Source organism: Streptomyces sp. NPDC056160 (genome assembly GCF_042268205.1).
In the GTDB taxonomy this organism is placed as follows: Bacteria; Actinomycetota; Actinomycetes; order Streptomycetales; family Streptomycetaceae; genus Streptomyces.
Map to the genome: position 1 here is coordinate 1 of NZ_JBHJUW010000136.1, position 23582 is coordinate 23582.

Annotated in this window: 19 protein-coding genes and 4 pseudogenes; 11 read left to right on the forward strand and 12 right to left on the reverse strand. The window is 69.4% G+C overall.

Annotation, left to right across the window (positions count from 1 at the left end; genetic code table 11):
* Positions 1 to 91: 91 nt before the first annotated feature.
* From ACFC02_RS34080 to ACFC02_RS34095, 4 genes are read right to left on the reverse strand one after another with little or no spacing between them, the layout of a single operon-like run.
* A complete protein-coding gene (locus tag ACFC02_RS34080; RefSeq protein WP_376365688.1) occupies positions 92 to 217 on the reverse strand; it encodes a hypothetical protein in 126 nt (41 codons plus the stop codon).
* Positions 218 to 529, reverse strand: coding sequence for a hypothetical protein (locus ACFC02_RS34085; RefSeq protein ID WP_376365690.1), 312 nt, complete (start codon positions 527 to 529; stop codon positions 218 to 220).
* A gap of 31 nt (positions 530 to 560) precedes the next feature.
* Entirely contained in the window at positions 561 to 1877 is a 1317-nt protein-coding gene (locus tag ACFC02_RS34090) for a D-arabinono-1,4-lactone oxidase (RefSeq protein WP_376365692.1), read from the reverse strand.
* Positions 1874 to 3214, reverse strand: a complete 1341-nt coding sequence (locus tag ACFC02_RS34095; protein WP_376365694.1) for a GH1 family beta-glucosidase — start codon at positions 3212 to 3214, stop codon at positions 1874 to 1876. Before ACFC02_RS34095 ends, ACFC02_RS34090 begins: the two co-directional genes overlap by 4 nt.
* 61 nt (positions 3215 to 3275) lie before the next feature.
* Between ACFC02_RS34095 and ACFC02_RS34100 the strand changes: the two genes are divergently transcribed.
* A complete protein-coding gene (locus ACFC02_RS34100; protein WP_376365696.1) occupies positions 3276 to 3908 on the forward strand; it encodes a TetR family transcriptional regulator in 633 nt (210 codons plus the stop codon).
* On the opposite strand, the gene ACFC02_RS34105 is transcribed toward ACFC02_RS34100, so the two are convergent.
* Genes ACFC02_RS34105 through ACFC02_RS34115 form a run of 3 tightly spaced genes read right to left on the reverse strand, consistent with a single transcriptional unit; the run spans position 3892 to position 9379 of the window.
* A complete protein-coding gene (locus ACFC02_RS34105) occupies positions 3892 to 5154 on the reverse strand; it encodes an MFS transporter (RefSeq protein ID WP_376365698.1) in 1263 nt (420 codons plus the stop codon). The genes ACFC02_RS34100 and ACFC02_RS34105 overlap by 17 nt on opposite strands.
* Positions 5151 to 7238, reverse strand: a complete 2088-nt coding sequence (locus ACFC02_RS34110; protein WP_376365700.1) for an alpha-galactosidase — start codon at positions 7236 to 7238, stop codon at positions 5151 to 5153. The genes ACFC02_RS34105 and ACFC02_RS34110 overlap by 4 nt, the downstream gene beginning before the upstream one ends.
* A 59-nt stretch (positions 7239 to 7297) precedes the next feature.
* Positions 7298 to 9379 carry a discoidin domain-containing protein gene (locus ACFC02_RS34115; RefSeq protein ID WP_376365702.1) on the reverse strand — a complete coding sequence of 694 codons (2082 nt, stop codon included), beginning with the start codon at positions 9377 to 9379 and terminating at the stop codon, positions 7298 to 7300.
* 365 nt (positions 9380 to 9744) lie between these two features.
* On the opposite strand from ACFC02_RS34115, the gene ACFC02_RS34120 reads away from it, so the two are divergent.
* The 3 genes and pseudogenes from ACFC02_RS34120 to ACFC02_RS34130 form a co-directional block, all read left to right on the forward strand.
* The gene (locus tag ACFC02_RS34120) at positions 9745 to 9990 is read left to right on the forward strand and encodes an SDR family NAD(P)-dependent oxidoreductase (protein WP_376365704.1); all 246 of its coding nucleotides are present in this window, start codon (positions 9745 to 9747) and stop codon (positions 9988 to 9990) included.
* A 643-nt stretch (positions 9991 to 10633) separates the two neighbouring features.
* Positions 10634 to 11641 carry a glycosyltransferase family 2 protein gene (locus ACFC02_RS34125; protein WP_376365706.1) on the forward strand — a complete coding sequence of 336 codons (1008 nt, stop codon included), beginning with the start codon at positions 10634 to 10636 and terminating at the stop codon, positions 11639 to 11641.
* A 149-nt stretch (positions 11642 to 11790) separates the two neighbouring features.
* Positions 11791 to 12078: pseudogene (locus ACFC02_RS34130) on the forward strand (universal stress protein); the annotation flags it as partial.
* Positions 12079 to 12416: 338 nt separating this feature from the next.
* Here ACFC02_RS34130 and ACFC02_RS34135 read toward each other — a convergent pair.
* Positions 12417 to 12749 carry a DUF3140 domain-containing protein gene (locus ACFC02_RS34135; protein WP_376365708.1) on the reverse strand — a complete coding sequence of 111 codons (333 nt, stop codon included), beginning with the start codon at positions 12747 to 12749 and terminating at the stop codon, positions 12417 to 12419.
* 6 nt (positions 12750 to 12755) lie between these two features.
* The gene (locus tag ACFC02_RS34140; RefSeq protein WP_376365722.1) at positions 12756 to 12992 is read right to left on the reverse strand and encodes a DUF2945 domain-containing protein; all 237 of its coding nucleotides are present in this window, start codon (positions 12990 to 12992) and stop codon (positions 12756 to 12758) included.
* Between the two features lie 302 nt (positions 12993 to 13294).
* On the opposite strand from ACFC02_RS34140, the gene ACFC02_RS34145 reads away from it, so the two are divergent.
* The 3 genes and pseudogenes from ACFC02_RS34145 to ACFC02_RS34155 form a co-directional block, all read left to right on the forward strand.
* On the forward strand, positions 13295 to 14176 hold the full coding sequence (locus tag ACFC02_RS34145) for an alpha/beta fold hydrolase (protein ID WP_376365710.1): 882 nt from the start codon (positions 13295 to 13297) through the stop codon (positions 14174 to 14176).
* Between the two features lie 563 nt (positions 14177 to 14739).
* A complete protein-coding gene (locus tag ACFC02_RS34150) occupies positions 14740 to 15252 on the forward strand; it encodes an RICIN domain-containing protein (RefSeq protein ID WP_376365712.1) in 513 nt (170 codons plus the stop codon).
* Positions 15253 to 15513: 261 nt separating this feature from the next.
* A pseudogene (locus ACFC02_RS34155) lies at positions 15514 to 16286 on the forward strand (IS256 family transposase); the annotation flags it as partial.
* Between the two features lie 337 nt (positions 16287 to 16623).
* Here the strand turns inward: ACFC02_RS34155 and ACFC02_RS34160 are convergent.
* Positions 16624 to 18249: a penicillin-binding transpeptidase domain-containing protein gene (locus tag ACFC02_RS34160; protein ID WP_376365714.1), complete on the reverse strand. Its 1626-nt coding sequence runs from the start codon at positions 18247 to 18249 to the stop codon at positions 16624 to 16626.
* A 115-nt stretch (positions 18250 to 18364) separates the two neighbouring features.
* Here ACFC02_RS34160 and ACFC02_RS34165 point away from each other — a divergent pair, with 115 nt between their 5' ends.
* The 4 genes and pseudogenes from ACFC02_RS34165 to ACFC02_RS34180 all read left to right on the forward strand — a co-directional run.
* A complete protein-coding gene (locus tag ACFC02_RS34165; RefSeq protein WP_376365716.1) occupies positions 18365 to 19294 on the forward strand; it encodes a LysR family transcriptional regulator in 930 nt (309 codons plus the stop codon).
* Positions 19291 to 20169: a serine hydrolase gene (locus ACFC02_RS34170; RefSeq protein ID WP_376365718.1), complete on the forward strand. Its 879-nt coding sequence runs from the start codon at positions 19291 to 19293 to the stop codon at positions 20167 to 20169. The genes ACFC02_RS34165 and ACFC02_RS34170 overlap by 4 nt, the downstream gene beginning before the upstream one ends.
* Before the next feature lie 621 nt (positions 20170 to 20790).
* Positions 20791 to 21126: a hypothetical protein gene (locus ACFC02_RS34175; RefSeq protein WP_376365720.1), complete on the forward strand. Its 336-nt coding sequence runs from the start codon at positions 20791 to 20793 to the stop codon at positions 21124 to 21126.
* Positions 21127 to 21759: 633 nt separating this feature from the next.
* Positions 21760 to 21933: pseudogene (locus tag ACFC02_RS34180) on the forward strand (IS701 family transposase); the annotation flags it as partial.
* Between the two features lie 258 nt (positions 21934 to 22191).
* On the opposite strand, the pseudogene ACFC02_RS34185 reads toward ACFC02_RS34180, so the two are convergent.
* A pseudogene (locus tag ACFC02_RS34185) lies at positions 22192 to 22698 on the reverse strand (transposase); the annotation flags it as partial.
* Positions 22674 to 23213, reverse strand: a complete 540-nt coding sequence (locus ACFC02_RS34190; protein WP_376365724.1) for a winged helix-turn-helix domain-containing protein — start codon at positions 23211 to 23213, stop codon at positions 22674 to 22676. The gene ACFC02_RS34190 and the pseudogene ACFC02_RS34185, both read right to left, overlap by 25 nt.
* Positions 23214 to 23582 lie beyond the last annotated feature (369 nt).

A 23582-nucleotide genomic window follows, 5' to 3' on the forward strand; every position in this document is an offset into this window, starting at 1 on the left:
TGGGCAGAAGCCATTCGTGACGAACCCCCGCCCGCTACACTCCCACCGCTCGACGTTTCCCCAGGTCAAGCCACGAAGTACTGCTGGAGTACTAGACCGAGTAGCGGTCGGGCACGGCGTGCTCGTCGGCGTGGCTGAACGGCAGCGCCCGGTCGTCGGCCGCCGTCTTCACCGTGTCGACGCCGGGCATCGCCGCCACGTAGCCGGAGTCACCCATTCAGATCGCCGGCTGGTGGGTGCCGATGAAGCCGCTGATCTTCGTCTCGTCGTAGCGGTAGGGGGTGCGGCTGACGTAGTTCTGCCGGGTCATCGGCGACCAGCGGGTCATGGCGAACGGTGGGGCCGTGCTCGGGATCATCCCGCCGTACTCGGAGTCGCTCGCGCCCGACGTGCCGATGAACGGGTTGACCAGGTTCACGTTCGACGGGCTGCCGGCCGCGGCGGACGACGGCGGGGTGAACGCCGCCACCAGTGCCGTCGCGACAACCAGGGCCCGCGCGAGGCGGCCCGGGGATCTGCCGGTGCGCATGAAGACTTCCTTCACTGGGTCGGCATCGTTGTCAGAAACGGGTCGCGTCCGGCGTGCGGCCAAGGATGCGGTCGAGGTAGGGATTGGCGAAGAGACCGGTCGGGTCGAGGGCGTCGCGCAGGGCCACGAAGTCGTCGAAGCGCGGGTAGCGAGGGCGCAGGGTCGCGGCGTCGAGGCTGTGCATCTTGCCCCAGTGCGGGCGGCCGCCGTAGGAGCCGAGGATGTCCTCGCACGCTGTGAAGTACCTTTCGTACGGCATGCGGTGGTACTGGTGGAAGGCGATGTAGCAGGTCTCGCGCCCCTGCGCCGTGGAGAGCCAGATGTCGTCGGCGGCGGCGAACCGGACCTCCAGCGGGAAGGACACCCGCTCGTCGCGGGTCCGGATCCAGTACCCGATCTCCTTGAGCGCTTCGACGGCCCGTTCGCGGGGAATGGCGAACTCTCCTTCGTGGAAGCGAACGTCACGGGGTGAGGCGAAGACGTTCGGGGAGAGGTCGGTCCATTCGCGGGTGGCCATCGCCCATGAGGCGAGCCGGGTGATCGGCGGCACCAATGCGGGGAGTCTCGTGCCGAGTCGGCACAGTGCTTCGAAGCCGAGGTCGCTGACGGTGGTGTCGAGGCGGTGGGTCAGGTCGCCGATCGGCTTCAGCGGGGTGTCGCCGGGCATCCGGCGGAAGCGGCGGGTCAGCGTGGTGGCGCTGTGCGGGAACCAGAAGAACTCGAAGTGGTCGTTGTTCTCGGTGAGTTCGTCGAGGCGGCCGAGCGTCTCGGCGAGTGGCATCCTGGCGTCCCGTGCGTGGAGGGCGAATCGGGGGACGCACTGCAGGGTGATCTCGGTGATGATGCCGAGTGCCCCGAGGCCGACGCGGGCGGCCCGGAGCAGCTCGGGCCGCTCGTCGGCGGAGCAGTCGACCACCGACCCGTCCGCGAGGACCAGGCGCAACGCCCAGACCTGCGTGGCGATCCCACCGAATCGCAGGCCCGAGCCGTGCGTCCCGGTGGAGATCGCCCCGGAGACGGTCTGCCGGTCGATGTCCCCCATGATCTCCAGGGCGAGGCCGTGCTCGGCGAGGAGCGGGCCGAGCTTCCACAGCGGCATTCCGGCCTCGACCGTGACCAGCCCGCTCGCCCGGTCCACCGCACGCAGGCCGTCCATGGCGTCGAGGCGCAGTTGGACTCCGGGGGCCACGGCGACCGGGCTGAAGGAGTGTCCGGCGCCTACGGCCTTGATTCGCTGCCCGTTGCGCCTCGCGTCCTTGACGGCTTCGGCGACCTCGGCCGAGTTGCTCGGACGGTGGACGCGCACGGGCCGCGCCTCTTCGCTTCCTGCCCAGTTGCGCCAGGTCACGCGGTCGTCCGATGGCTGCGGATGAGGTCGCGGTACCAGGTGAAGGATGCCTTCGGCGTACGGACCTGGGTGTCATGGTCGACGTGGACGAGGCCGAAGCGCTGGTGGAAGCCCTCGGCCCATTCGAAGTTGTCGATGAGGGTCCAGGTGAAGTAGCCGCGTACATCGACGCCTTGGGCCACGGCGGCGTCGACGGCGTGCAGGTGGGTGTCCAAGTAGTCGATGCGCTCGAGGTCCTGGACGGTGCCGTCCGCGCCGACGACGTCCTCGGCTGAGCAGCCGTTCTCGGTGATGTGGACCGGCGGAAGTGCCGGGTAGCGCTCCTTGAGGCCGACGAGCAGTTCGCGTAGGCCGTCGGGGACGACGGGCCAGCCGAAGGCGGTACGGCGGTAGCCCTCGATGGGAGCCTCCTCGAAGGGCAGCCCTTCGGACGTCGGCGCCTGGATCCGGGTCGGGTTGTAGTAGTTGACGCCGAGCGCGTCCAGAGGAGCCGAGATCAGTTCGAGGTCACCGTCTTGGACGGAGCCGCCCAGGGTGGCGTCCGCGCCGAAGGCCGACAGGTCGGGGTAAGTGCCCGTGAGGATCGGGTCGTTGAACAGGCGGTTGTGCAGATTGTCGTAGGCCTGCGCGGCGGCGACATCGGCAGGGGCGTCCGACGCCGGCCACACCGGGGTGCAGTTGTTGGCGATCAACACCTGGAGGCCGTGTGCCCGCAACTCCCTCAACGCCAGGCCGTGGCCGAGCAGTTGGTGGTGGGCGACCGGGAGGCAGTCGAAGTAGAGGGCGCGCCCCGGCGCGTGGGTGCCGAGGCCGTAGCCCCAGACCATGTGGACGAACGGCTCATTGAGCGTGATCCACTTCTGGACACGGTCGCCCAGCTTGTCGGCGACGATGCTCGTGTACTCGGCGAAGCGGTACGCGGTGTCGCGGTTCAGCCAGCCGCCGCCGTCCTCGAGGGCCTGCGGGAGGTCCCAGTGGTAGAGGGTCGGGACGGGTTCGATGCCGCGCGCGAGCAGCCCGTCGACCAGCCGGTCGTAGAAGTCCAGGCCATGGGCGTTGACCTGGCCCGTGCCGCTCGGCTGGATGCGGGGCCAGGCGAGGGAGAAGCGGTAGCCGGTGAGGCCCGCCTCGGCCATCAGCGCGAGGTCCTCCTCGTACCGGTGGTAGTGGTCGCAGGCCACGTCACCGGTGTGCCCGTCGCGGACCGTGCCGGGGCGGGCGGTGAAGGTGTCCCAGACGGAGGGCCCACGGCCGTCCTCCTTGGTGGCGCCCTCGATCTGGTACGACGCCGTCGAGGCGCCCCAGATGAAGTCGGCGGGGAGATGGTTCAGCGTCACGTCTAACCTCCTGGAACATGAGCAGGGCTCATGTTAATGGCCTGGGTGGGATGATGGAAGCGTGAATCAGGACCGCATTACAGGGACGCTGCGCAAGCGGCCGGTACAGAAGCGCAGCGCCGAACGCTTCGAACGGCTCCTCGACGCCTGCGCCGAACTCCTGGCCGAGGTCGGCTTTGGCGCGCTGACCACCAAGGAGGTGGCCCGCAGGGCCGACGTCCCGATCGGCACCCTCTACCAGTTCTTCTCCGACAGGGAGGGACTGATCGGCGCGCTGGCCGCCCGCAACCTGGAGTCCTTCCTGGCGCGGGTCTCGGGCCGTCTGGAGCGCGAGGAACCCGAAGACATCGCGGGCATCGTGGAGGTGATGGTCGACGAGTTCGTCACCATGCGCCGGACGATCGCCGGGTTCGGGGTGGTCGACTTCGGCGCGGTGGGACAAGACCATGTCCTGGAGCCGACCCGGGACAACAACACGGCGGTCGCCGGAAGACTGAGCTCACTGACGTCCTCTCTGACAGGGGGGCAGGGCGATCCCGAGTTCGCCATCGCCGTGCGGGTGGCCCTCGAATGCGCGGACAGCGTGCTGAAACTCGCGTTCGCCACCGATCCGCAGGGCGACGCCCGGCTGATCGCCGAATGCAAGCGCGTCCTCAACAGCTATCTGGGCGACCGGCTCAGCGAACGCCCTTGACGTTCCAGACCATCGTCGCGCCCAGCACGGACATCGCCGCCGAGCAGAGGAACAGCGAGCGGTAGCCGCCCAGATTGCCCAGCACGACCGAGGCGATCGGGGGCACCAGAACATACGGCAGGGACGTCATCAGGTTCGCCAGGGCCATGTCCTTGCCGCGATCGGCCGAGGCTGGGAGCACCTCAGTGACCAGGGCCGTGTCGACGGCCAGGTACACGCCGTAGCCCAGGCCCAGGATGACAGCGGCGACCAGCGTCACGGTCCACGTGGGCCGCAACGCGAGCGGGATCGCGGCGACGGCCATCGTGACGCCGCCGACAAAGACGAGCATGCGCCGCTTGCCCAGCCGGTCGGACAGCCAGCCGCTGAGCACGACCGTCGAGATCGTGGCCACGCAGTTGATGCCGATCACGATGAGCAGGCCGTCCTCCGTGGACTGCCCGGGGAACAACTGCTCGTAGTGCAGCACATCTTGGAGGAAGTACGGCAGGTAGAGCGTGCCCATCCCGTAGCCGAGGCCCATGATGAACCGGGAGGTCATCGCCCAGACGAAGTCCGGGTGCTGGCGCGGGCTGATCCGGTAGCCGCGCAGGAAGGCGCGCAGCGAGAACGGGTCGCGGTGCTGCAGCGGCAGCGGCGGGTCCTTCATCGTGAACGCGAACAGCAGGATGAGCAGCGGCATCACCGCCATCAGCGCGTACTGCGCGGGGAAGCCCGTGACGACACCGAGCAGCAGCCCGCCCGCGATCAGGCCGCCCGCCTGCGGCACCATGGCCCAGCCGAGCACCACACCGCGCTGCTCCACCGGGACCTGGTCGGGCACCACCGGGGAGAGTCCGGCACCGATGATCATGAATGAGGCGGACAGCACGAGAGAGCCGACGGCGACACCGACGACCGTCGTCTGCAGGCCGGTGCCCACCAGCGCCGCCATGCAGACCAGTGACCCGGCGACCAGCCACGGCCTGCGGCGCCCGAACCGGCTCGTGGTGCGGTCGCAGAGGGCGCCGGCCAGCGGCGCGATGACGATGCCCGAGACGGCGCCCATCATGCTGACCCAGGCATAGCTGCCGACCTTGCCCACCGGGTCGATCTCGGCGATCTGCTCGGGCATCAGGAACGTGGTCGGCACTTGCATCGGCAGGTACATCCCGATGTTGGCCAGGACGAACAGGACAACCCAGCCGGAGCCGACCTTACGGGTTGGCTCCGCCAGGGCCCGGGGCCGCTCCGGGGCGAGGCTCATCGGGGCACCTTCCTGAGGTGGACGAGCTCGCTGGTGCAGTCGAAGGACAGCAGGGGCGGCAGGCCGTGGCTGAGCAGGACCGCGCCCTCGTGGACCGCGCCCGTGTCCTCGTCGCGGTAACTAGCGTCAGGTTCAAGGCACGTGAGGCGGGTACGGGCGATCCGGCGGGTCAGCGCGGACGCCTTGAACTGGAAGACGACGACCTCGTCCTCGGTGAGGTACTGCACGGCGTCGTCCCCCAGACGGTACTGGACGCCGCCGTGCACCACGGGCCGGATCCGCTTGTACTGCTCGACGAGCATCCGGGACCAGGCCAGGTCCTCTTGCGTCCACTTGCGCAGGTCGCCGCCGATGCCCATCGCCCCCGCCATCGATACGTGGAAGCGGTACCGGATCGGGGTCGAGCGGGCGGTGAGGCTGTTCGGGCTGTCGGTGACCCACGCGCCCATCGTGCGGGCGGGCAGCAGCTGGCCGTGGCCGTGCTGGATGGCGACCCGGTCGGCGGCATCGGTGTTGTCCGACGTCCAGATCTGGTCGGCGCGGGCCAGGACGCCCAGGTCGGCCCAGCCGCCGCCACTCGCGCACGCCTCCAGGTACAGGCCGGGCCGGGCGGCACGCAGCCGGTCCATCACCTCGTACACGCCTCGGGTGTGCTCGATCCAGACCCGGTCGGGGTCGGCGGCCCCGGGCTGTCCGGCCTCGCTGAAGGGGCGGTTCATGTCCCACTTGAGGAACACGACGTCCAGCTCGGTGACGGTCCTGACCAGCCAGTCCACGGCCCATTCGCGGACGTCGCGGCGTGCGAAGTCGAGCACGTGCTGGTTGCGGCGCTGCGTACGGGCGCGGCCTTCCTGGTGGAGGATCCAGTCCGGGTGCGTACGGTAAAGGTCGCTGTCGGGGTTGACAGCCTCGGGTTCGACCCAGAAGCCGAATCCCATGCCCAACTCGCGTACGTGGTCGGCGAGTGGGCCGAGGCCGTTCGGGAAGCGGTCGGGGTTGGGCCACCAGTCGCCGAGCCCGGCCCGGTCGCTGGTGCGGGCGCCGAACCAGGCGTCGTCCACGACGAAGACCTCGACGCCGATGCCCGCCGCCAACTCAGCAAGCTCCCGCTGCTGTTGCTCGCTGATGTCGAACTCGGTCGCCTCCCATGAATTGAAGATCAACGGGCGTTCGGCAGGGCGGGCAGGGAGCACCTGGCGTTCGATGTAGGCGTGCCAGCGGCGGCTGGTGCCGCCGAAGCCGTCGAGGGTGTAGAGACCGGTGAAGACGGGAGTCTCCAACTGCTCACCGGCACCCAGCTCCCAGACCAGCCCCTCGTGCCCGAATCCGCCGGTCCAAGTGACGCGGCCGTACGGGTCGCGGCGCAGGGTGATGCGGCGGCTGCCGCTCCAGGCCAGGGCCGCGCTCCAGACCTCGCCGTGCTCCTCGGCGGCGTCGTGCGCATCGAGCATCAGCCAGGGACCGGCGTGCGGTCCGGTGATGCCGAGGCGGCTGGTGAACACGGTCTCTCCTACGGGGACTTGGTCGCGCCGGAGCTGGAACTCCCGGCCCCATTCGCCCACCACATGGCTGACCCGGTAGTCGTCGCGGGCGGGCAGCGTCCAGGCGGCGGAGTCGAACCGCAGGACGTCCACCGGCTCCCCCGCAGTCAGGACGGCCCAGCGCTCGAACTGGTCATGACCACCGCGGACTTGGTAGTTGAGGTCGAGATCGAGGGAGCGGGCCTGGTCGGTGAAGGAGAGCGTGAGCAGGCCGTCCTCGACCGTGTGCGAGACGTACCGCCACGCGAAGCCGCGGACGCCGTCGGCGAACCGGACGGTCAGCGACGGCGCCCCGAACCGCAGACCGCCTTCGACCGCGTACTCCTCACCGCCCGGATCGTCGCCGCCGGGGTCCTGCGCGGGCAGGTCGGCCGCGACCGTGACGGCCTGCTCCAGAGTCAACGGCCGCCCCCAGTGGACGTGTCGGGGAACGTCGTCGGCGTCCAACCGAAAGGCGTAGGAGGTGCTGGGCGTGCTCAGAAGCCAGAGGCGCGCTTGGGGGTGATGAGTGATCACGCGATTCCTTGCTCGGGTTCGGTTCATCGGCCTGGGCCGGCCGGATCAGGAACGCTGATCGAGCCGGCCCAGGCCCTGGCGCCGCCTCACGGGCGGTCTCGGTCGGCGTAGACGCCGACCTCACGCAGCGAGTAGCCCCACTGGGTGCCCCGCGCAAGCCCGTGAACTCGTACGTAGCGGGCTTGAGCCGGAGAGAACCGTGCCGTGTCCAGGCCACCGTCGCCGGATGTCGTGGACCACGCCGTCTTCCAGTTCGTGCCGTCGGCCGACAGCTCGATGCGGTACGACTTCGCGTACGCCGCCTGCCAGTCGAGGGTGACGCGGCTGACCGGCTTCGCGGACCCCAGGTCGATCCGCAGCCACTGGTCGTCGCTCCACTCACTGGCCCAGCGCGTGCCGATGTCGCCGTCGACAGCTTTGCCGGGCACGAAGCTCTCGATCGGGTTCCACCACTCCGAGGAGGACGCCGAAGCGGCCGCCCCCGACGCCAAGTTCGTTCCGAGCGTGTGCTTCTCGGTCCTGCCCCAGGTGCGGAGGTAGGACTCGGCGCCCGAGAAGAGGTCGTTCACGACTCCCTGGCCGCCGACGTTGTGGATGTCCTCGATCCAGTCCGGGACCATGCCGTAGTGCGCGGCGCCGTCGGTGTTGAAGTTCCAGGTGCGCTCGCCGGTGACCTGCTTGTCGATCAACGAGCCGCCGTCCGCGGAGCGGAACGGATACTTCACAGGGTTGGGGGCGTCGGCGCCCCGGGGGCCCGGCCAGCCGCCGACGCCGTTCATGTCCGTGCCGTATCCGAGGCCGACGTGGTACTTCGCGCGCAGCGCCTCCTTGGCCTTGGCTTCCGCACTGAAGCCCTCGGAGCCGCTCATGTAGTAGGCGGCGAACCCGCCGAGGTTGTAGAGCCGCTCGGTCCAGCCCGCGTCCATCCAGCTGTGCGAGGAGAGAGCGCCCGGGTACGACGCGGACTCAAGGATGTCGAAGGCCTGGCCCGCGGCCTTGACGCTCATGTGATCGAGCTCCAGCATCATGTGACGCTTCATCATGCCGCGCACCGCGTACGCGCCCAGGTCGGTGAGCCCTCGGGAGTTGCACTGCGCGCCCGAGGCGTACGTGGGGACGGACACGCCCTTCGGCAGCTGCTTCTCCGCCTGTTCCGCCGTCGCGTTGCCGATGGGGTTGTCGTGCTCGGGACCGCGGCAGGGCTCCGTCTTCCAGAAGGTGCCGGTCGACAGGAACTGGCCGACGTTGATGGCCGTACCGAGCGCGCCGGAGTCGAAACGCACCCCGCACAGGGCGTTGTCGAACTTGTGGCACAGGAACATGCTGCGCACGCCGAGGCCGTACAGCTCGTCCAGACCCCGGTCGATGTCCGCCTTGCTGCACTGCGCGTGGTCCAGGATCTGCTTGCAGCCGAACGGCTCCGAGGTCTCGACCCCCAGGACCACGGCGAGCTTTCCCTGCTTGATGACCTCGCGGGCCTGCGCGCTGTCGGTGACGATCCGGAACCAGCCCTTGCCCGGGCCGCCGTACATCTTGTCGATGAAGGCCTGCATGTCGTACGACTTCTTCGCCTCCAGACGGATGGCGGTCATCTCGTCGCAGCTGCGGTCCTTGAAGAAGTAGACCGAGCAGATCACGCCGTTGGTGACGAGGTCGTTGACCAGGACGCGCTGACCGGCGCGCCAAGCCCGCTCGATCCCGGCGTAGTAGTTCTGCTGGTGCGTCAGCGAGTCATGCGCGGGCCAGTCCTTGAAGGTCGGCCACCCGACGGGGTCGTGCCTGCCGTCCCCGCCCTTGGTGATCATGTCGAAGACGGCGAGCGAGCCGTCGGGATAGTGCTCGGGACAGTCCTTGAGCGCGTCGGCGACGCCCTGCTCCGAAAACGGCTTGCCGCAGATCAGCCGACCGCCGAAGCCCTCGTTGGCCATGATGTGGTCGTGGGCGTCGACGAAGCCCCGTACGTTCCCCTCGGCGTCGGTGCCTTTGAAGGGCTCGCCCGTGACGTTGACCTGGGCGTCGGGCGTGGGCCGTGCGACGGGGTCCCACCAGTTGGACTCCGCCGCGGAACTGCTCGGCGTCAGGCCGAGCAGCAGGGTGCTCGCCACGAAGAGCAGTAAGGCCACCGGGAGGGATCTGAGTCTGCGGTGCGGAGGGTGAACGATGGTCATCGCCGTGATCCTTAAATGTGAGGGGTGCTCATGTTTCGCTCACACGATAAGGACACGAACCCTCGGCGCCAACCCCTCTGACGGGGCTATCGTTTGGCGGGCCTGGCGCACAGGGCACGGTCGACGAGGGCTCCCGTCGCGCGGTTGAGGGCGGCCGGGTCGGGCGGGGCCGTGATGGTGGTGATCGAGACGGTCACCGCGCGTGTGTCGTCCGCGCTCAGAGGACGTACGCGTCATTTATGCGCCAGTTGGTGTCAACGTCGTCGTAACGGCACGGCGCCTCGACGCGCTCGTCGACGAGCTCGGACCGGAGCGCGCCCTCGCCGTGACGGCCGACGCCCCCCCGCGAGGGCCTCGACGCCCTGATGCGGGCGGCCGCCGACCGCTTCGGCGGCATCGACGTCCTCGTCTCGAACGCCGGCAACGCCTTCCCCCGCGCCTTCGAGGAGCTCACGAGCGACGAATGGCGCCACTTCATGGCCACCAATGCGGACAGTGCTTTCCTCGGTGCCCAGGCCGCCCTGCCCCACCTCAAGCGCAGCCGCGGCAGCATCGTGAACATCGCCGCACTGTGGGAGCCGAAGTGGTACATGCCCACCACGTTCGGATGATTCAGGCACGCCGCGATCTGGGCTTCTCTGCGGAAACGTGCGGTGTGCGTCCTCTCCGCCGCGCGCAGCAGTTTGACGGCCACCGGGCGGTCGAGCAGCTGATCGGCGGCACGCCACACCTCGCCCATCGCGCGATCTGGACTGTATTCGGCTCAGCCGTACCGGGGCCCGCCGGATGACGGACCACGGTCCCGGCCAGGCCCGCGGCCGGCAGGCAGACGCCAGCGAAAAGGCATCTGCCTGCCCCCGTGGCGCAGGAGCCCGCACTGGAGGGCGGCAGGCACCTGCGGGAGGAGGGCCCCACGCTTACAGCGCACCGAGGGGCCCGGGTGTCACACAACCAGCCGGTCACCCGCGAGCACCGGGCGCGCGACGTCACCCCCGGCACAGCGACGCACCATCCGACCGGGACCGGCCATGGCAGCACGCGCCACTACAGCAGCAGGAGATCGAGCACAAGCTTGGCGATCTTGTAACGATGGGCCGCCACCTGTGACACGCAGGGCCTGGGACGCGCTGAACACAGTGACCCCGGTCGGGGTCACGCCGCCTGCTCTCCGGGGGGAGGTACGCGGGCGGCATCAAGACAGGGGCGGGCCCGCCCCCTGTTCATCTCGCAGCGTTTCGAGCGGAGTTCACACCGATGATCAGCGTCATAGTCGCCGCGTACGACCTTCACGGACAACTGGGGGTCTGCCTGAATTCGATACTGAACCAATCCTTCCGGGACGTGGAGGTTGTCGCGGTCCTGGACCAGTCTGCTGAATGCCCTGCGGGCTTGGTGGATGACTATGCTCGGCGCGATGGGCGGGTCTCGGTCGTGCGGCTGACGGGCGTCGCCGGCATCGGCCGAATACGCAACGCGGGGGCGGAGCGCGCCGCCGGTGACTACCTGCTGTTCCTGGACAGCGATCACATCATCGGGGGTGAAACGCTTCAGGCGATGGCCGATCGGCTGCAAGCGACAGGCGAGCCGGATGTTCTTCTCTTCGGGCACACTCGCCTCCATCGCGGCCGCTCATGGCCCGGTGCCGCCGCCGATCTGCTCGCCCGGCAAGGACGTGAGCCTTTCGCCCCGCTCGATCAGCCCGAGTTGTTCGGTGCTCCCGCCTACTCCTGGGACCGTTTGATCCGCCGCGACTTGTGGATCCGGCAGGAACTCGCGTTCCCTGACGGTCTCCACGAGGAGGTCACAGTCGTCCACCGCGCCATGCTCGCCGCTGACCGGGCCGCCGTCCTGAAATGGAACTGCGTCCAGATCCGCCGTCGGCACACTCAACACCCCGCAGGCTCACCGGACGGCACCCACTTCGACGTCTTCAGCCGGTACGAAGAGAGCTTCGACTTGCTCGAGGAGCGCGACGCCCTGGACGTTGTGGCTCCCTTTCTCTTCACTCGTATGATTCGTCACTACCTCTTCCTCCTCAATCTGGAGGGATGTCTCTCCCGCTCCGAGCGCCCTCAGTTCTTCCAACGCGCCAGCGAGCACTACCGGCGGTTCCTCCCCGACGGCTACGAGCACCCCGAAGGTCGGGAGGGTGTCAAGTTCCAACTCGTGGCGAGCGGGAGATACGGTGCGCTGGAGGCCGCCAGTCTCCCTCAGCGCGCGCGGGGTTTCGTCTCCCGGGGCGCCGCCGTCCGCGGACGGTAGCCCCCAGGCTGGGCGACTTCGACCGTTACTGCCGCCGACAGAGCGGCGCCGCATGTACCGCACCCTGCACCGCCGGGTCAGCGCGTCCACCCAGGTGAACGCATACGGTCCGGCGTCCAGCAGCCGGTTGCGAGCACCAAGCCGCCGAAGCTCTGGGAGCGGCGCTGCGGGACGTCCCGCCGAAGGTCGAGGTACGACGCCGCCTCGTGGAGGGGCCGCCCCGGCGCGTGCTCCTGGGCGCCGCGTGCGAGGCCGATCTGCTCGTGGTCGGTGCCTGCCGTAGTCCGGGGCACTTCGGGCTCCAGCTCGGCCGGATCTCCCACACCGTCCTGTACCACTCGCCCTGCCCGGTCGCCGTGGTGCCCGTCGCGGTCACCGATGACCGGGCACGGACCCGCTCCGCCGTGGAGAGACGCCACGGCTACCAGGGCGGCTGACGGGGACGGTCGTCTCTACACCCGGTCGGTACCGCCGACTCGACCCGGCCCGGGGATCTGAGGGCGGTCACCGCTCGGGCTGGAAGACGGGACGCAACGCATCACCTGGCGTCCGGACGAGGGGAGGCGTCGTCGCCACGTCGGCGCCGACCCGCCTCCCTGCCGGAGGGCCGCCCTGCGGGTGCGGTCGACGGGGGGGAGGAGGGGGCAGACGCTGCGGACGTACCGGACCGAGGAGCCTGCGCCCCTCCCGCCGGGTACGCAGCACCGGTTGCTTCCCGGAGGGGGAACGAGCACGGCGCGGGGAAGGAGCACAGTTCGGGGAAGGAACACCGGCGCTACCGCAGGGGATCGTGGCCCCAGCTCATCAGTGAGTGGCGCCAGCGTGTTCCGCGTACGTCACCGGACGGCCGCTGCGCGAGGTGGCGGCGGATGTAACCGACCACCTTGTGCATGTGCTCGTGGTCCGGCTCCGACAGATCCGCCTTCTTCTTGCGCGGGATGGCCACGATGCGGCGCCCCGAGGCATGGCCCGTCGACTCGCCGCCGTCCGTGTGCTGACCGGCCGCCCGGGACTCCTCGGTCGCCGGCCACTCCTGCAACGCAGACGGCAGCATGTTGTCCAGATCCCGAAACGCGTCCCCCGTCCCGCGTCGGTCTTCGACCGGCACCGAAGGCTACTTCTTCCTCTTCAGGGCCGACGGCTTGTGGACGGCCGACCGTCCGCTCTTGTCACTGCGGACCTGGTACTGGGGCTCTTGCGGCGAAGCATCCACCGTGCGGCCGGCCGCCTCGGTCCGCTCGGTGATCTTCTTCTCCACCTGGCCCGTGGTCTCGCTGCCGTGGCTCCGCCAGGCGACTTCGTCGCCCTTGGCGGGGCCCTTCCCCCTGGACGGACTGTGCTTGGCCGTCATCACGGTGTCCTCCCGAACACAAGCGGACAGCGTCTTGTCCAGCATGTCGGTCGCCGCCTCCGCCCGCACTTCGACGCAGCAGGTGCCGGCACACCGCGCCCTCGTCGAGACGCGGCACATACTCCTGGCACAGGGATCCGCACTCGTCCGCGTGGTCCGGGCTTCCGCGCCCGCGGACGTGCTCCTCGCGCATGGGCGCCACAGCCCGGTCGGCGGATCACATGCGGCCCTGCAGGAGAATGCGCAGGTCACGCACGCATATTTCTGGTGCGTGGCGGTGCCGGTTGTGGCAGCCTCCCCCCATGCCGATCGTTGACGTGTCTCCCGGAGTGGCCCTCGCGTACGAGACCTTCGGTGACCCCGGGGACCCCCCTGTCCTGCTTGTGATGGGCTTCGGGGCGCAGATGCTCGCCTGGCCCGAGGACTTCTGCCGGGCGCTGGCAGATCGCGGTCGTTACGTGATCCGGTACGACAACCGCGACTGCGGGCTGTCCACCAAGTTCGAGGATCACCCCGTCGACATGGACGAGTTCATCGCCGCCGTGACCGCGGGAGACATTCCAGCCGCGCTCGCGATGGTTCCCTACCGGCTCTCTGACATGGCCGACGACGGCTTCGGCCTGCTCACCGCGCTGGGTGTCGAACGTGCCCACGTGGTCGGTGCTTCGATGGGCGGAATGATCGCTCAGACAATGGCCCTCTCCTGCCCCGAGCGGGTTCTGACCCTGACGTCGATGATGTCCTCGACCGGCGAGAGCGAGTACGGCCAGGCCAGCCCGGAGGCCCAGGCGGTGTTGTTCAGGCCCAGGCCCGCGGACCGTGAGAGTCACATCGCGGCGGCGGAGGACGAACTGGTATGGGCTTCCAAGCGGTACGGGGACGCGGCGGCGTTGCGCGAGCTGGCCGCCGCCGGCTACGACCGGGCCTACTACCCCGCGGGGGTCGGGCGCCAGCTCGGCGCGATGATCCTCAGCGGCTCACGCGCGGACGCACTTCGCGAACTGCGGGTGCCGACGCTGGTGATCCACGGCCTGGAAGACACGCTGATCGACCCCAGCGGCGGTCGACGCACCGCGGACCTGGTGCCCGGCGCGCGACTCCTGCTGGTCCCCGACATGGGTCATGATCGCCCGCGGGAACTCTGGCCCACGCTCATCGATGCCGTGGTGGCCCACAGCGGCTGAGCAAGTAGCCCCCCCCCGGCGCCGGGACTTGCCTTCGGCGGGCTCGATGCAGTGTTTGCGGACCGTGGGAGAGCCGGGCTTCCACCGGCCCTGCGTGGTCGGGTCCCGGCCCGCTTCGCCGGTCTCCTGGGCCGGACCCCGGCGCAGGGGGTGCGCGGTGACCGCGCGGTCGCCCGGAGCTTCGATCTCGGCGGTCCGGGCGTGGGCCCTGGCGATGTTCCCGAGGGCGTCGGGGCCGAGGAAGTCGCCGCGCGGCCCGGAGCGCGGGCGGCCCAGGGTCGACGGTGGCCGTGGCAAGCGGCCGTCGACAGTCTCAGCCTGAGGAGCATCTCCCTGGAACACGCCGCCTCGGGTCGGTGCAGGGAGGCAGACAGGCCACCAGATCTCCGAAGTCACCTGATGCCGTGGAAATCATGCCGTAGAAGTTTACCCGGTATCTCCAACCGGTGCTGTACGGGACGTCCGGGCGATCCACCTATGCTCCTGAAGGACTGGACGAAAGCAGGCTGACGCCCCATCGACACATGGCGTGGGGGCAGCCGGTAGACAAACTGGGGGAACGGATGAGGCGTCTTGCGACGGCCGCGGTACTGGCCGGTTCGGTGCTGGCAGTGGGGCTGCTTCCTGCCACTGCGTCAGCCCAGCAGACCATGTCCGCCAGCGTCAACAAGTGTGCGCAGAAAGTGACGTTCAGGAATTCGCAGACGGGTTACTACCTGGACGCCTCCGGCGGCGGCGGAGCGGGCACGAAGGTCATCACCTGGAACCGGAACGGCGGCTCCAACCAGCGCTGGTGTCTGGAGAAGGCCAAGGAGGGCGGTTGGTACTTCCACCCTTCCTACAACCTGAACCTGTGCATGGACTCGCCGAACGCCTCCGACGACAGGCCTGTCATCTGGCGGTGCAAGGGCAACTCGAACCAGCGGTTCAACGTCTACGGCACCAGCGTCTACGGCGGAAAGTACTTCATCCAACTGCGCCGCAACGGGCGCTACGTCACGGAGGACGGCCGGGGCGGACAGGTGGTCATGGCCTACCGGCTCAGCGACTTCCACCGCGCTTCTCTATGGAAGTAGCCCTCCCGCCACCATGCCCTGCAACGAAACCGTGCCGGGACCGGCGCAGCGGACGGATGGCCTGCCACGCCACTGATGACGTCGTGGTCGGCGCGTGACCTCCTTCACGCCCGCGCTGGTCCCCGCCCTCCCCCCATTAGGTGTGGATCCGAGGCCGCGTCCCCGGCCTGGAGCGCCGCCCACAGCTCCGGGTCCCGGATGTCCATGACGAGCACCTGATACGGCGCCACCAAGCCCATACGGATGGCATCCGACAGCTTCAGCTTGTACGCCACGGGACCGAAGACAGGCGAGTCCTCATCCATGCTCGCCACCAGCCGCGGGGCGTCCCCCTCCGCCTCCCAGGCGTTCGCAATCACCGATAGAACTCAAGCCGTTTATCCGGTGGTCTTCATCGACGCCATCCACGTCAAGATCCGCGACGGTGCGGTCGCCAACCGGCCGATCTATGTGGCCCTGGCCGTCACCACCGACGGCCGGCGGGAGATCCTGGGCTTGTGGGCCGGCGACGGCGGTGAGGGCGCCAAGCACTGGCTGCACAGCCTCACCGAGATCAAGAACCGCGGCGTCAACGACGTCCTCATGCTGGTCTGCGACGGGCTCAAGGGCCTCCCGAGGCGGTGGAAACCGTCTGGCCGCGGACCGTCGTGCAGACCTGCGTGGTGCATCTGCTGCGGAACTCCTTCCGCTATGCCGCCCGCCAGGACTGGGACAAGATCGCCCGCCTTCTCAAGCCGGTCTACACGGCGCCGACCGAGGAGGCCGCTCTGGAGCGGTTCGCCGAGTTCGCCGACGCCTGGGGCCGGAAGTACCCGGCGATCGTGAAACGGTGGGAGAACGCCTGGGAAGAGTTCACCCCGTTCCTGCGCTTCGACACCGAGATCCCCCGCATCGTCTGCACGACGAACGCGATCGAGTCGGTGAACGCCCGCATCCGCCGGGCAGTGAAGGCCCGCGGACACTTCCCCAACGAGCAGGCGGCCCTGAAGTGCGTCTACATGGCGATCATGTCCCTCGACCCCACCGGGAAGGGGCCCTGCAAGGAGTGGCGAGGAGGATCAACAAAGCCACAAGGCCCTGGCTGCTGGGTAGACGGGTTCGCCTCGACGGCGGTCAGGAGGGGGAAGTGCACGGCAATCAGTATCTGCCGGTGGCAGCAGCCGTCCGGCCAGCCGCCCCCCCCATGACCTTCTTCGTAACCCCGGTGCAGGGCTGCGAAGAAGGTCTTGGGGGGATGCGTCACCGCAGGTCAGGGGCCCACCGTCGCTGCACTGTCCGGCAGGATCCCGGCAGCTGGCCGTCGCGTCTTTGCCGAGGTGGTGGCGGCCGGGCGGGTGAGTATCGGAGCGGCCGGGTGAGTGGTGCGCCGGTTCAGGACGGGTCACCGGGTACCGAGGACAGCAGGTTGTGCAGGATCGGGCCGGCCGAACCGCCACCGGTGACGCCCTGCTCGACCACGCAGGCCACGGCGACATTGCCGCGTTGCGCGACGAGCCAGCCGTTGTTCTCCTCGCCCTCGGCGACCTCCGCGGTACCCGTCTTCGCGCCGATCTCCCCGGGCAGATCTGCCAGGACGTGCGCCGTCCCGCCGGTCACGGTGGCCCGCATCATGGTGCGCAGCCGGCCGACCACCGCCGCGGGAAGCGGGGTGGTGGAGGTGCCGTCCTTGCTGCCGAGCACGATGGTCGGCTGATGGAAGCGGCCGGATGCCGCGGTCGCGGTGACCGATGCCATGATCAGCGGGTTGGCCTGGATGCGGCCCTGCCCGATCATCGACGCGGCCTTCTCGGTCTCGTCCGCTGGCCTTGGCACCGACCCGTCGTACGAGGGGATTCCGATGTGCCACTCCTGTCCGACGCCGAAGTACGTGCGCGCCACGTCCCCCAGTTCGGAACCGCCGAGCTTTCCGCGCAAGCTGATGAACGCCGTGTTGCAGGACTCCGTGAAGTCCTTCTGGAAGGTGGCGCCACGGAATTCGGACGTCTCGACGTTGTGGAACTCCTTGCCCACGATGAGGTGCTTGGGGCAGTCCACCACAGTGTCGGGGGTCACGGCGTTCTTCAGCAGCAGCGCGCTGCTGGTCACGATCTTCCAGGTGGAGCCGGGCGCGTAGGTGCCCGAGACGGCCCGGTTGAATCCGGTGGCCGGGGTGTTGGCCATGGCGAGGATCTCGCCGTTGTCGACGCGCAGGGCGACGAGCGAGGCGTTCCTGCCGTCGGCCCCGGACTCCAGCGCCCGGTCGGCGGCGGACTGCCAGGCGGCGTCTAGCGTGGTCTTCACCGGCGCGTCACCTGCCTCGCCGCCCTTGCCTGCCTGCCTTCCGAACGTAGTTTCGGTTCTCTTGGTCTCCCCGGTGACGCGGTCGACGAGCAGGATCGACCCGCGCGGTCTTCCACCGCCGTCCGTGAACTGGGCGAGCAGCGGCTGCAGGGACGGATATGCCTTGCCCGTAAGGGCCTTGCCGTTGCGGTCTTCGACCTGCGGCACAGCGGTGTCCTGGCGCTCCAGGCGGAATTTCTCCTTCTCACTCAGGTGCGGATGCACGAGACCGAGAGACCAGTCGACCTTCCAGCTGCCATTTGCCTGTTCCTGCAGCGGGACATGGGACTTGTACACCCAGGTGCCGAGCCCGGTGACGGGCATCTTCGCGGTGAACGCGACCCGAACGCGATCGCCGGCGGTGCGCTCGGCGGCGGCCGCCGTCAGGCGAGGCTTGCCGATGTCGAGACCCGCGGTGAAGCTGCGCAGCACGTCGCGGGCTCGGGACGGGTTGGTGGTGCGGGCCGCCGCCCGGTCGTAGTGGCCGCCGGACCAGTCTGCGAGGAAGGCCCGCGCCTGGTCGGCGGCAGCCGGGGCAGGGGCGTCGGAGCCCCGGTCGAAGGGGCCGACTCCAGCGGCGTACGCGCCGCCCGCGGCCACGGCGCAGACCACGGCCACGGCCGCGAAGGCTTTGAGCGGGGAACGCGAGTGTCTCCTTCTGGAGGAAAGGTGTGCCATGTGGTGAGGAGAGCAAGCGAGGTCACCCCATGTCCAAGTTCGATATGAATCATCTATCCATCAACTTTGGATATGATTCCTGATCGTGGACCTGATTCGGCACCTGGAATGCTTCGTGACTGTTGCAGAAGAGTCACACTTCGGCCGCGCCGCAGCCCGCCTGGGCATGGCCCAGCCGCCCCTGTCGCAGCGCGTTCAGCGCCTGGAGCGAGAGCTGGAGGTGCGGCTGTTCGACCGCAGCAGTCGTAAGGTAGCCCTCACCAAGGCGGGGACGCTGCTGCTGCCCGAGGCGCGCGAGCTGCTGGCCCGGGCAGGGACGCTGCGTGCCGCCGCCCGCCGGATCCGAGACGGGGAGAGTGGCCTGTTGCGTGCAGCGCTGTCGCCCGACATCGCCGGTGCCACGGTCGCCGCCCTGCTGACGGCATTTCAGGAACAGTGCCCGGCGGTCGAGCTGGAGCTGAACGAGCTGTCGACCGCCGAGCAGCTCGACCGGTTCGCGGCACGCCAACTCGACGTGGGACTGCTGCACCACCCCTGCGACGTGAACGGCCTCGAACTCGGCCCGGTGCTCCGCCGTGACCTTGGTGTCCTGCTGCCACGCGCCTCGCCCGCTGCCAAGCACACCGACGTACCCCTCACCGCACTCACCGGGCACGACCTGGTGCTCTTCCCGCGCTCCGGATCGCCCGCCCTCTACGACGACCTGCTGAGCACCTGTGCGCGCGGCGGCTACACGCCGCCCGCCGTCCGGCACGGCCGGGGTGCCAGCTTCGTACGCGGCCTCGTGCTGTCCGCCGCGGCCGTCGCCTTCGCCCCGCGCGACACCCAGGGCGACTCCGAGGACCCCGATCTCGCGTGGCGCCCGCTCACCGGGGCACCGCTGGCCTGGCGGCACTCCGCCGCCTGGCCACGCGGGCACGGCGACGTTGCCGTACGCGCCTTCGCCGAGGCAGCCGAGCAAGCGCTGCGCGCCACGGCCGACGCGCGCCCCGACGCCCCCACACGCTCGATGCACCTGCGCCCCGCAGCGGAGTACTGGCTATGACCGACCCCCGCACCGCCATTCTCACCGCCTTCGCCGACGCCGGTGTCACCGGATGGCTGCACGCCCTCGATCTCGATTCCGGCACCGAACTCGGCCTACGCAGCGACGAGTTGATGTGCACCGCCAGTATCCACAAACTGCCCCTGCTGGTCGCCCTGCACCAGCGGGCGCAGGCTGGCGAGCTGGACCTGACCGAGCCCGTCGACTGCCCGCCCGACGGGCGCACCCCGGGCCCGACCGGTCTGGCGGCCATGCTGGACCCGGCCCGGCTCTCCCTGCGTGACCTCGCCTACCTGATGATGGCCGTCAGCGACAACGCCGCCGCCGATCTGCTCCTGTCCCGCGTCGGCCTGGACGCCGTGAACCGCACGACGTCCCGCCTCGGCCTCACCCGGACCCTGGCCCTGCACTCCTTCGGGACGATGCTGGCCGCCATGAAGGAGGACACCGGTTCCGGCGGCGCGCAGGCCCTCGCCGACCCGCACGTCATCGCCCGGCTGCGCGCACTCGACCCGGAGCAAGCCAACCACAGCACCCCGCGCGAACTGACTCGGCTGCTCGCAGCGATCTGGCGCGACACCGCCTGCTCGGCCGAACACAGCGCCGCTATCCGGCGCCTGATGGGCCTTCAGGTGTGGCCGCACCGTCTCGCGGCCGGTTTTCCCTTCGACGATGTACGCGTCGCAGGTAAGACCGGATCACTGCCGACCCTGCGCAGCGAGATCGGCGTCATCGAGTACCCCGACGGGGGCCGCTACGCCGTCGCCGTCTCCACCCGCACCGCCCGCACCTCCGCGATCCTGCCTGCAGCCGACGCGGTCATCGGCACATCCGCCCGGATCGCCGTGGAGGCGCTGCGCTTCGCACGCGCCTGAGGAACCGCTTCGATGCGGGGTGGTTCAGGGCTTCGGAGCGGGCAAGACGGCTTCCCTGGTCGCGCCGGACGGCCGAGGGCGGCGCCGGCGCTTCCAGCCGGTCGGTGGGGACCTGGTCGTAGTCGACGCCGTCGACCAGCCGCACGTGCTGCGGGGCGCGGACCCATACCCCGGTACTTCGCAGCCCGCACGGTGCCGTCCTCGCTGCCCTCGTAGAACGGTAGGCCGACGAGGAACACCCAGCCGTTCTCGGTCTGCCGCCGCCTCCACAGCCGCGCAACGATCTCCTGCTCGGGATGCCCCAGCACCGGGTCCGCGGGCAGCACGACCCGCACCGGCACGGGGCCGGGCGCAGCAGAGGCAGGGGACGTCGTCATGTTCACCACCGTACGCAGCCGCCTCCTGGACCGCTCCGATCGGGCAGGGACGGCGTGCACCGGGGGGCCAGGGCAGAGGCGGCGGGGCGGCTTCCGCGGAACTGGCGCCCATGACGCCTTGACGTACTCAGGCAGGCCATGGCCCGGCCACGGCTACGGGGTGCGACCGGGCCTGAACCAGCCCCTGCCGACAGAGCGTCCTTTCGTTCGAAGCCACGACACACCTCTGTGGAGCCGCCCCACCATGAGCACACCCTCGCCGCCTTCCTGGCCGTACTGCGGGCAGGGCGCGGACCCGGCCACCGACCCGGTTGGCTGCACCGGTATCCACGTCCCCGGCCAGACCGCATGCCTCGCCCACCTCAGCGACGCCGAACGGACCACTTACCTGTCCGGTCTCACGCCCGGCATCGACATCGACCATCGCGACACCCCTTTCACCCACCAACTGCTCAGAGATCTCCTCGACGCGCTCCGCAACCCCACCACCGGCAACCCCCACCTCGGCCGCGCCGTGTTTCTCGGGGCGCAGTTCTCCGGCGCCAACTTCGGCGGGCCGCAGTTCTCCGGCGACGCCTGATTCGACGAGGCTCGGTTTGAGGGCGTGTCGGTGTTCGGGCCGATGGTGTGTGGGGGAACGGTGGTGCTGTCCGGGGCAGTGTTCGGGGTGCCGGTGACGCTGGAGATAGCTGCGCGGGGGGTGGTGGCCGAGCGGACACGGGGGGAGTCAACGGTGACCATTCGCCTGCGGTACGCGACTGTGAACCTCAGCCACGCGGTGCTGTCCGCTCCCGTGGCCGTCACCGCCGCCGCAGCCCCCTTCACCAAGTCCGACGGGGGCGCTCTGGGCGAGCAGGCGCTGTCTGGATCTGCCAACATCCGGGTCGCCTCGGTGCAGGGAGTGGACGCCGCGCACCTGGTCCTGACCGATACCGATTTGACCGAATGCCTGTTCTTCGGAACCTTTCACCGCGATCAGCTCCGTCTGGAAGGCCGCACCACCTTCGCCGGCGCCCCCGCCGGATGGCACCGCCGCGGCATACGCCCCATCCACTTCACCCGCCGACGTGTCCTTGCCGAGGAACACCACTGGCGTGTGGCGGCCCGGACCGCACGACCCCGGCCCGGTCCGTACCCCCGTCCCGGAAGGCATCGCCCCGCTGTACCGGCAGCTGCGCAAAGCCAGTGCTGGTCGCCGCAGCGGGTGCCGTTGTCCGAACTGGTGCGGGTGGCCGGGACCAGGTGGTGCGTCGAAGAGTGCTTCCAGGCCACGAAGGGCCAGGTCGGACTGGACCAGTACCAGGTCCGCCACTGGACCGCCTGGCACCGGCACATCACCCTGGCCATGCTTGCGCTGGCCTTCCTCTCCGCTCTCGCCGCCGACGCCGCACAGACGAGACCCGCCCAACCGAACCGCCCGGCACGCGGCACCGACCCGATAGACCTGACCGTCCCGGAGATCCGCTACCTGTTCGGGGCCCTGCTGACCCCACCGAAGACATCCCCGAGCAGGCTGCTGCACTGGTCACACTGGCGCAGACGCCACCAGGCCATCGCCCGTCGTTGCCACTACCGACGGCGACTCCTCACGCCATCCTCAGCGTAGATCACGAAGTCGCACTGGAGTATTACTGACTTCGACTTGTCAGGGTGACGGTGGTTCGTCGAGGGTCAGGCCGGTACCGGCTATGAAGCCGTCGAGGGTGCCGGACCGGTACTGAAGGCGCTTGAGTCGGTTGCGTACGAGGGTCTCGAGCCGGTCGAGGGCGACCACGGCGAGGTTGGCCAGGCTGCGCTTGACGTGCGCCCATACCCACTCGACCGGGTTGAGGTCGGGCGAGTACGCGGGCAGCAGGAACACCGTCAGCCACTCGCGCTCGGCGATCAGCCCACGCATGACGCGGGAGACGTGGGTGTTCAACCGGTCCCACACCAGCACGAGTGGCGCTTTGACGAGCTGGTGGACGCCGTCGATCAGCGCGATGAAGTCGCGCTCGCCCATACTGCGGCGCTTGCCTCTGCCCGCTCGGCGGGTGCGCAGGCGGTGGCACAGCCGGGTCCGGGAACCGGGACGCATCGCGATCAGCTCGGCCACCGACAGGCGCCCCGAGCGGCGGCCACTCACCGTCACGACCGGCGTTTGGCCGCGTCGGCCCCAGGTGCGTCCCCCGGGCGGCCGGCGGGTGAATCCGGCTTCGTCCTCGAAGCAGACGTAGCCCCCGCAGACCGCCCGGGCTCTTTTACCTCAGCCCACGTCGCCTCCTTCCACGCGGTGACGGCCTGCTCGTCGCGTTCGGCGACCCGCCGCGCGGGGACCCGCGGGCTGAAGCCGAGCCGGTGCATCAGCCTCGTCGCGCCGGAGACGCTGTAGGAGACGTGGAACTTCCTGCCGATCAGCGTGGCCACCCTCGCCGCGGTCCACACCTGGTCCTCCACCCAGCCGTGCGCGGCCGGACCCTGCTCCAGATACGCGGCCAGTTTTTCCAGGCAGCGCGGGGACAGACGGCACCGGGATCCACTCGGGCCGCGGGAGCCCGGTGCCTCACGACCGCCGTCCCGCCACAACTGATGCCACTGGTAGGCCGACTTCCGGCTCACCCTCAGGCGCCGTGCCACCTCGAGCGACTTGATCTTCTGCTCGAACAGCTCGGCCGCCTGCATCCGCACCGTCTCCCGGCGTTGCTGTCCCGCAGGAGTCAGCCCGCCCCCATCCGCGTATCTCACCCACCACGGGATACAGGAGCCGCTCCGAAACCATCAGGGACTTCGCCATAGTTCACCCTGACGAGCCGAAGTCAGTAAGGCATGAGATTGACTGCCAAGTTGGGTAAAGCTGAGAGTGGGTCTTGTCATGCCTCGGGTTCGTCACTCTCGGCCTCAGCGGCGGGGAGCTGCCGGCGGGTCATAGCCTGCAAGCCTGCGATCCGCTCGTTGGACGCGAGGGCCTTCCCCCGTGATGGTGGACACGCGTCTTTGATCACGCGGCGAGCGTGAGTTTAGCGGCGTGGTGTCGGCGTTCGTATTCGTTGGGGCTGA

What these genes read in the sequence shown, in the direction of transcription:
- ACFC02_RS34150 (WP_376365712.1), top strand. Translation starts at nt 14,740, where the DNA reads ATGAGGCGTCTTGCGACGGCCGCGGTACTGGCCGGTTCGGTGCTGGCA.
- ACFC02_RS34125 (WP_376365706.1), top strand. Translation starts at nt 10,634, where the DNA reads ATGATCAGCGTCATAGTCGCCGCGTACGACCTTCACGGACAACTGGGG.
- ACFC02_RS34085 (WP_376365690.1), bottom strand. Translation starts at nt 529, where the DNA reads ATGCGCACCGGCAGATCCCCGGGCCGCCTCGCGCGGGCCCTGGTTGTC.
- ACFC02_RS34110 (WP_376365700.1), bottom strand. Translation starts at nt 7,238, where the DNA reads ATGAACCGAACCCGAGCAAGGAATCGCGTGATCACTCATCACCCCCAA.
- ACFC02_RS34105 (WP_376365698.1), bottom strand. Translation starts at nt 5,154, where the DNA reads ATGAGCCTCGCCCCGGAGCGGCCCCGGGCCCTGGCGGAGCCAACCCGT.
- ACFC02_RS34160 (WP_376365714.1), bottom strand. Translation starts at nt 18,249, where the DNA reads ATGGCACACCTTTCCTCCAGAAGGAGACACTCGCGTTCCCCGCTCAAA.
- ACFC02_RS34145 (WP_376365710.1), top strand. Translation starts at nt 13,295, where the DNA reads ATGCCGATCGTTGACGTGTCTCCCGGAGTGGCCCTCGCGTACGAGACC.
- ACFC02_RS34140 (WP_376365722.1), bottom strand. Translation starts at nt 12,992, where the DNA reads ATGACGGCCAAGCACAGTCCGTCCAGGGGGAAGGGCCCCGCCAAGGGC.
- ACFC02_RS34175 (WP_376365720.1), top strand. Translation starts at nt 20,791, where the DNA reads ATGAGCACACCCTCGCCGCCTTCCTGGCCGTACTGCGGGCAGGGCGCG.
- ACFC02_RS34120 (WP_376365704.1), top strand. Translation starts at nt 9,745, where the DNA reads ATGCGGGCGGCCGCCGACCGCTTCGGCGGCATCGACGTCCTCGTCTCG.
- ACFC02_RS34115 (WP_376365702.1), bottom strand. Translation starts at nt 9,379, where the DNA reads ATGACCATCGTTCACCCTCCGCACCGCAGACTCAGATCCCTCCCGGTG.
- ACFC02_RS34080 (WP_376365688.1), bottom strand. Translation starts at nt 217, where the DNA reads ATGGGTGACTCCGGCTACGTGGCGGCGATGCCCGGCGTCGACACGGTG.
- ACFC02_RS34170 (WP_376365718.1), top strand. Translation starts at nt 19,291, where the DNA reads ATGACCGACCCCCGCACCGCCATTCTCACCGCCTTCGCCGACGCCGGT.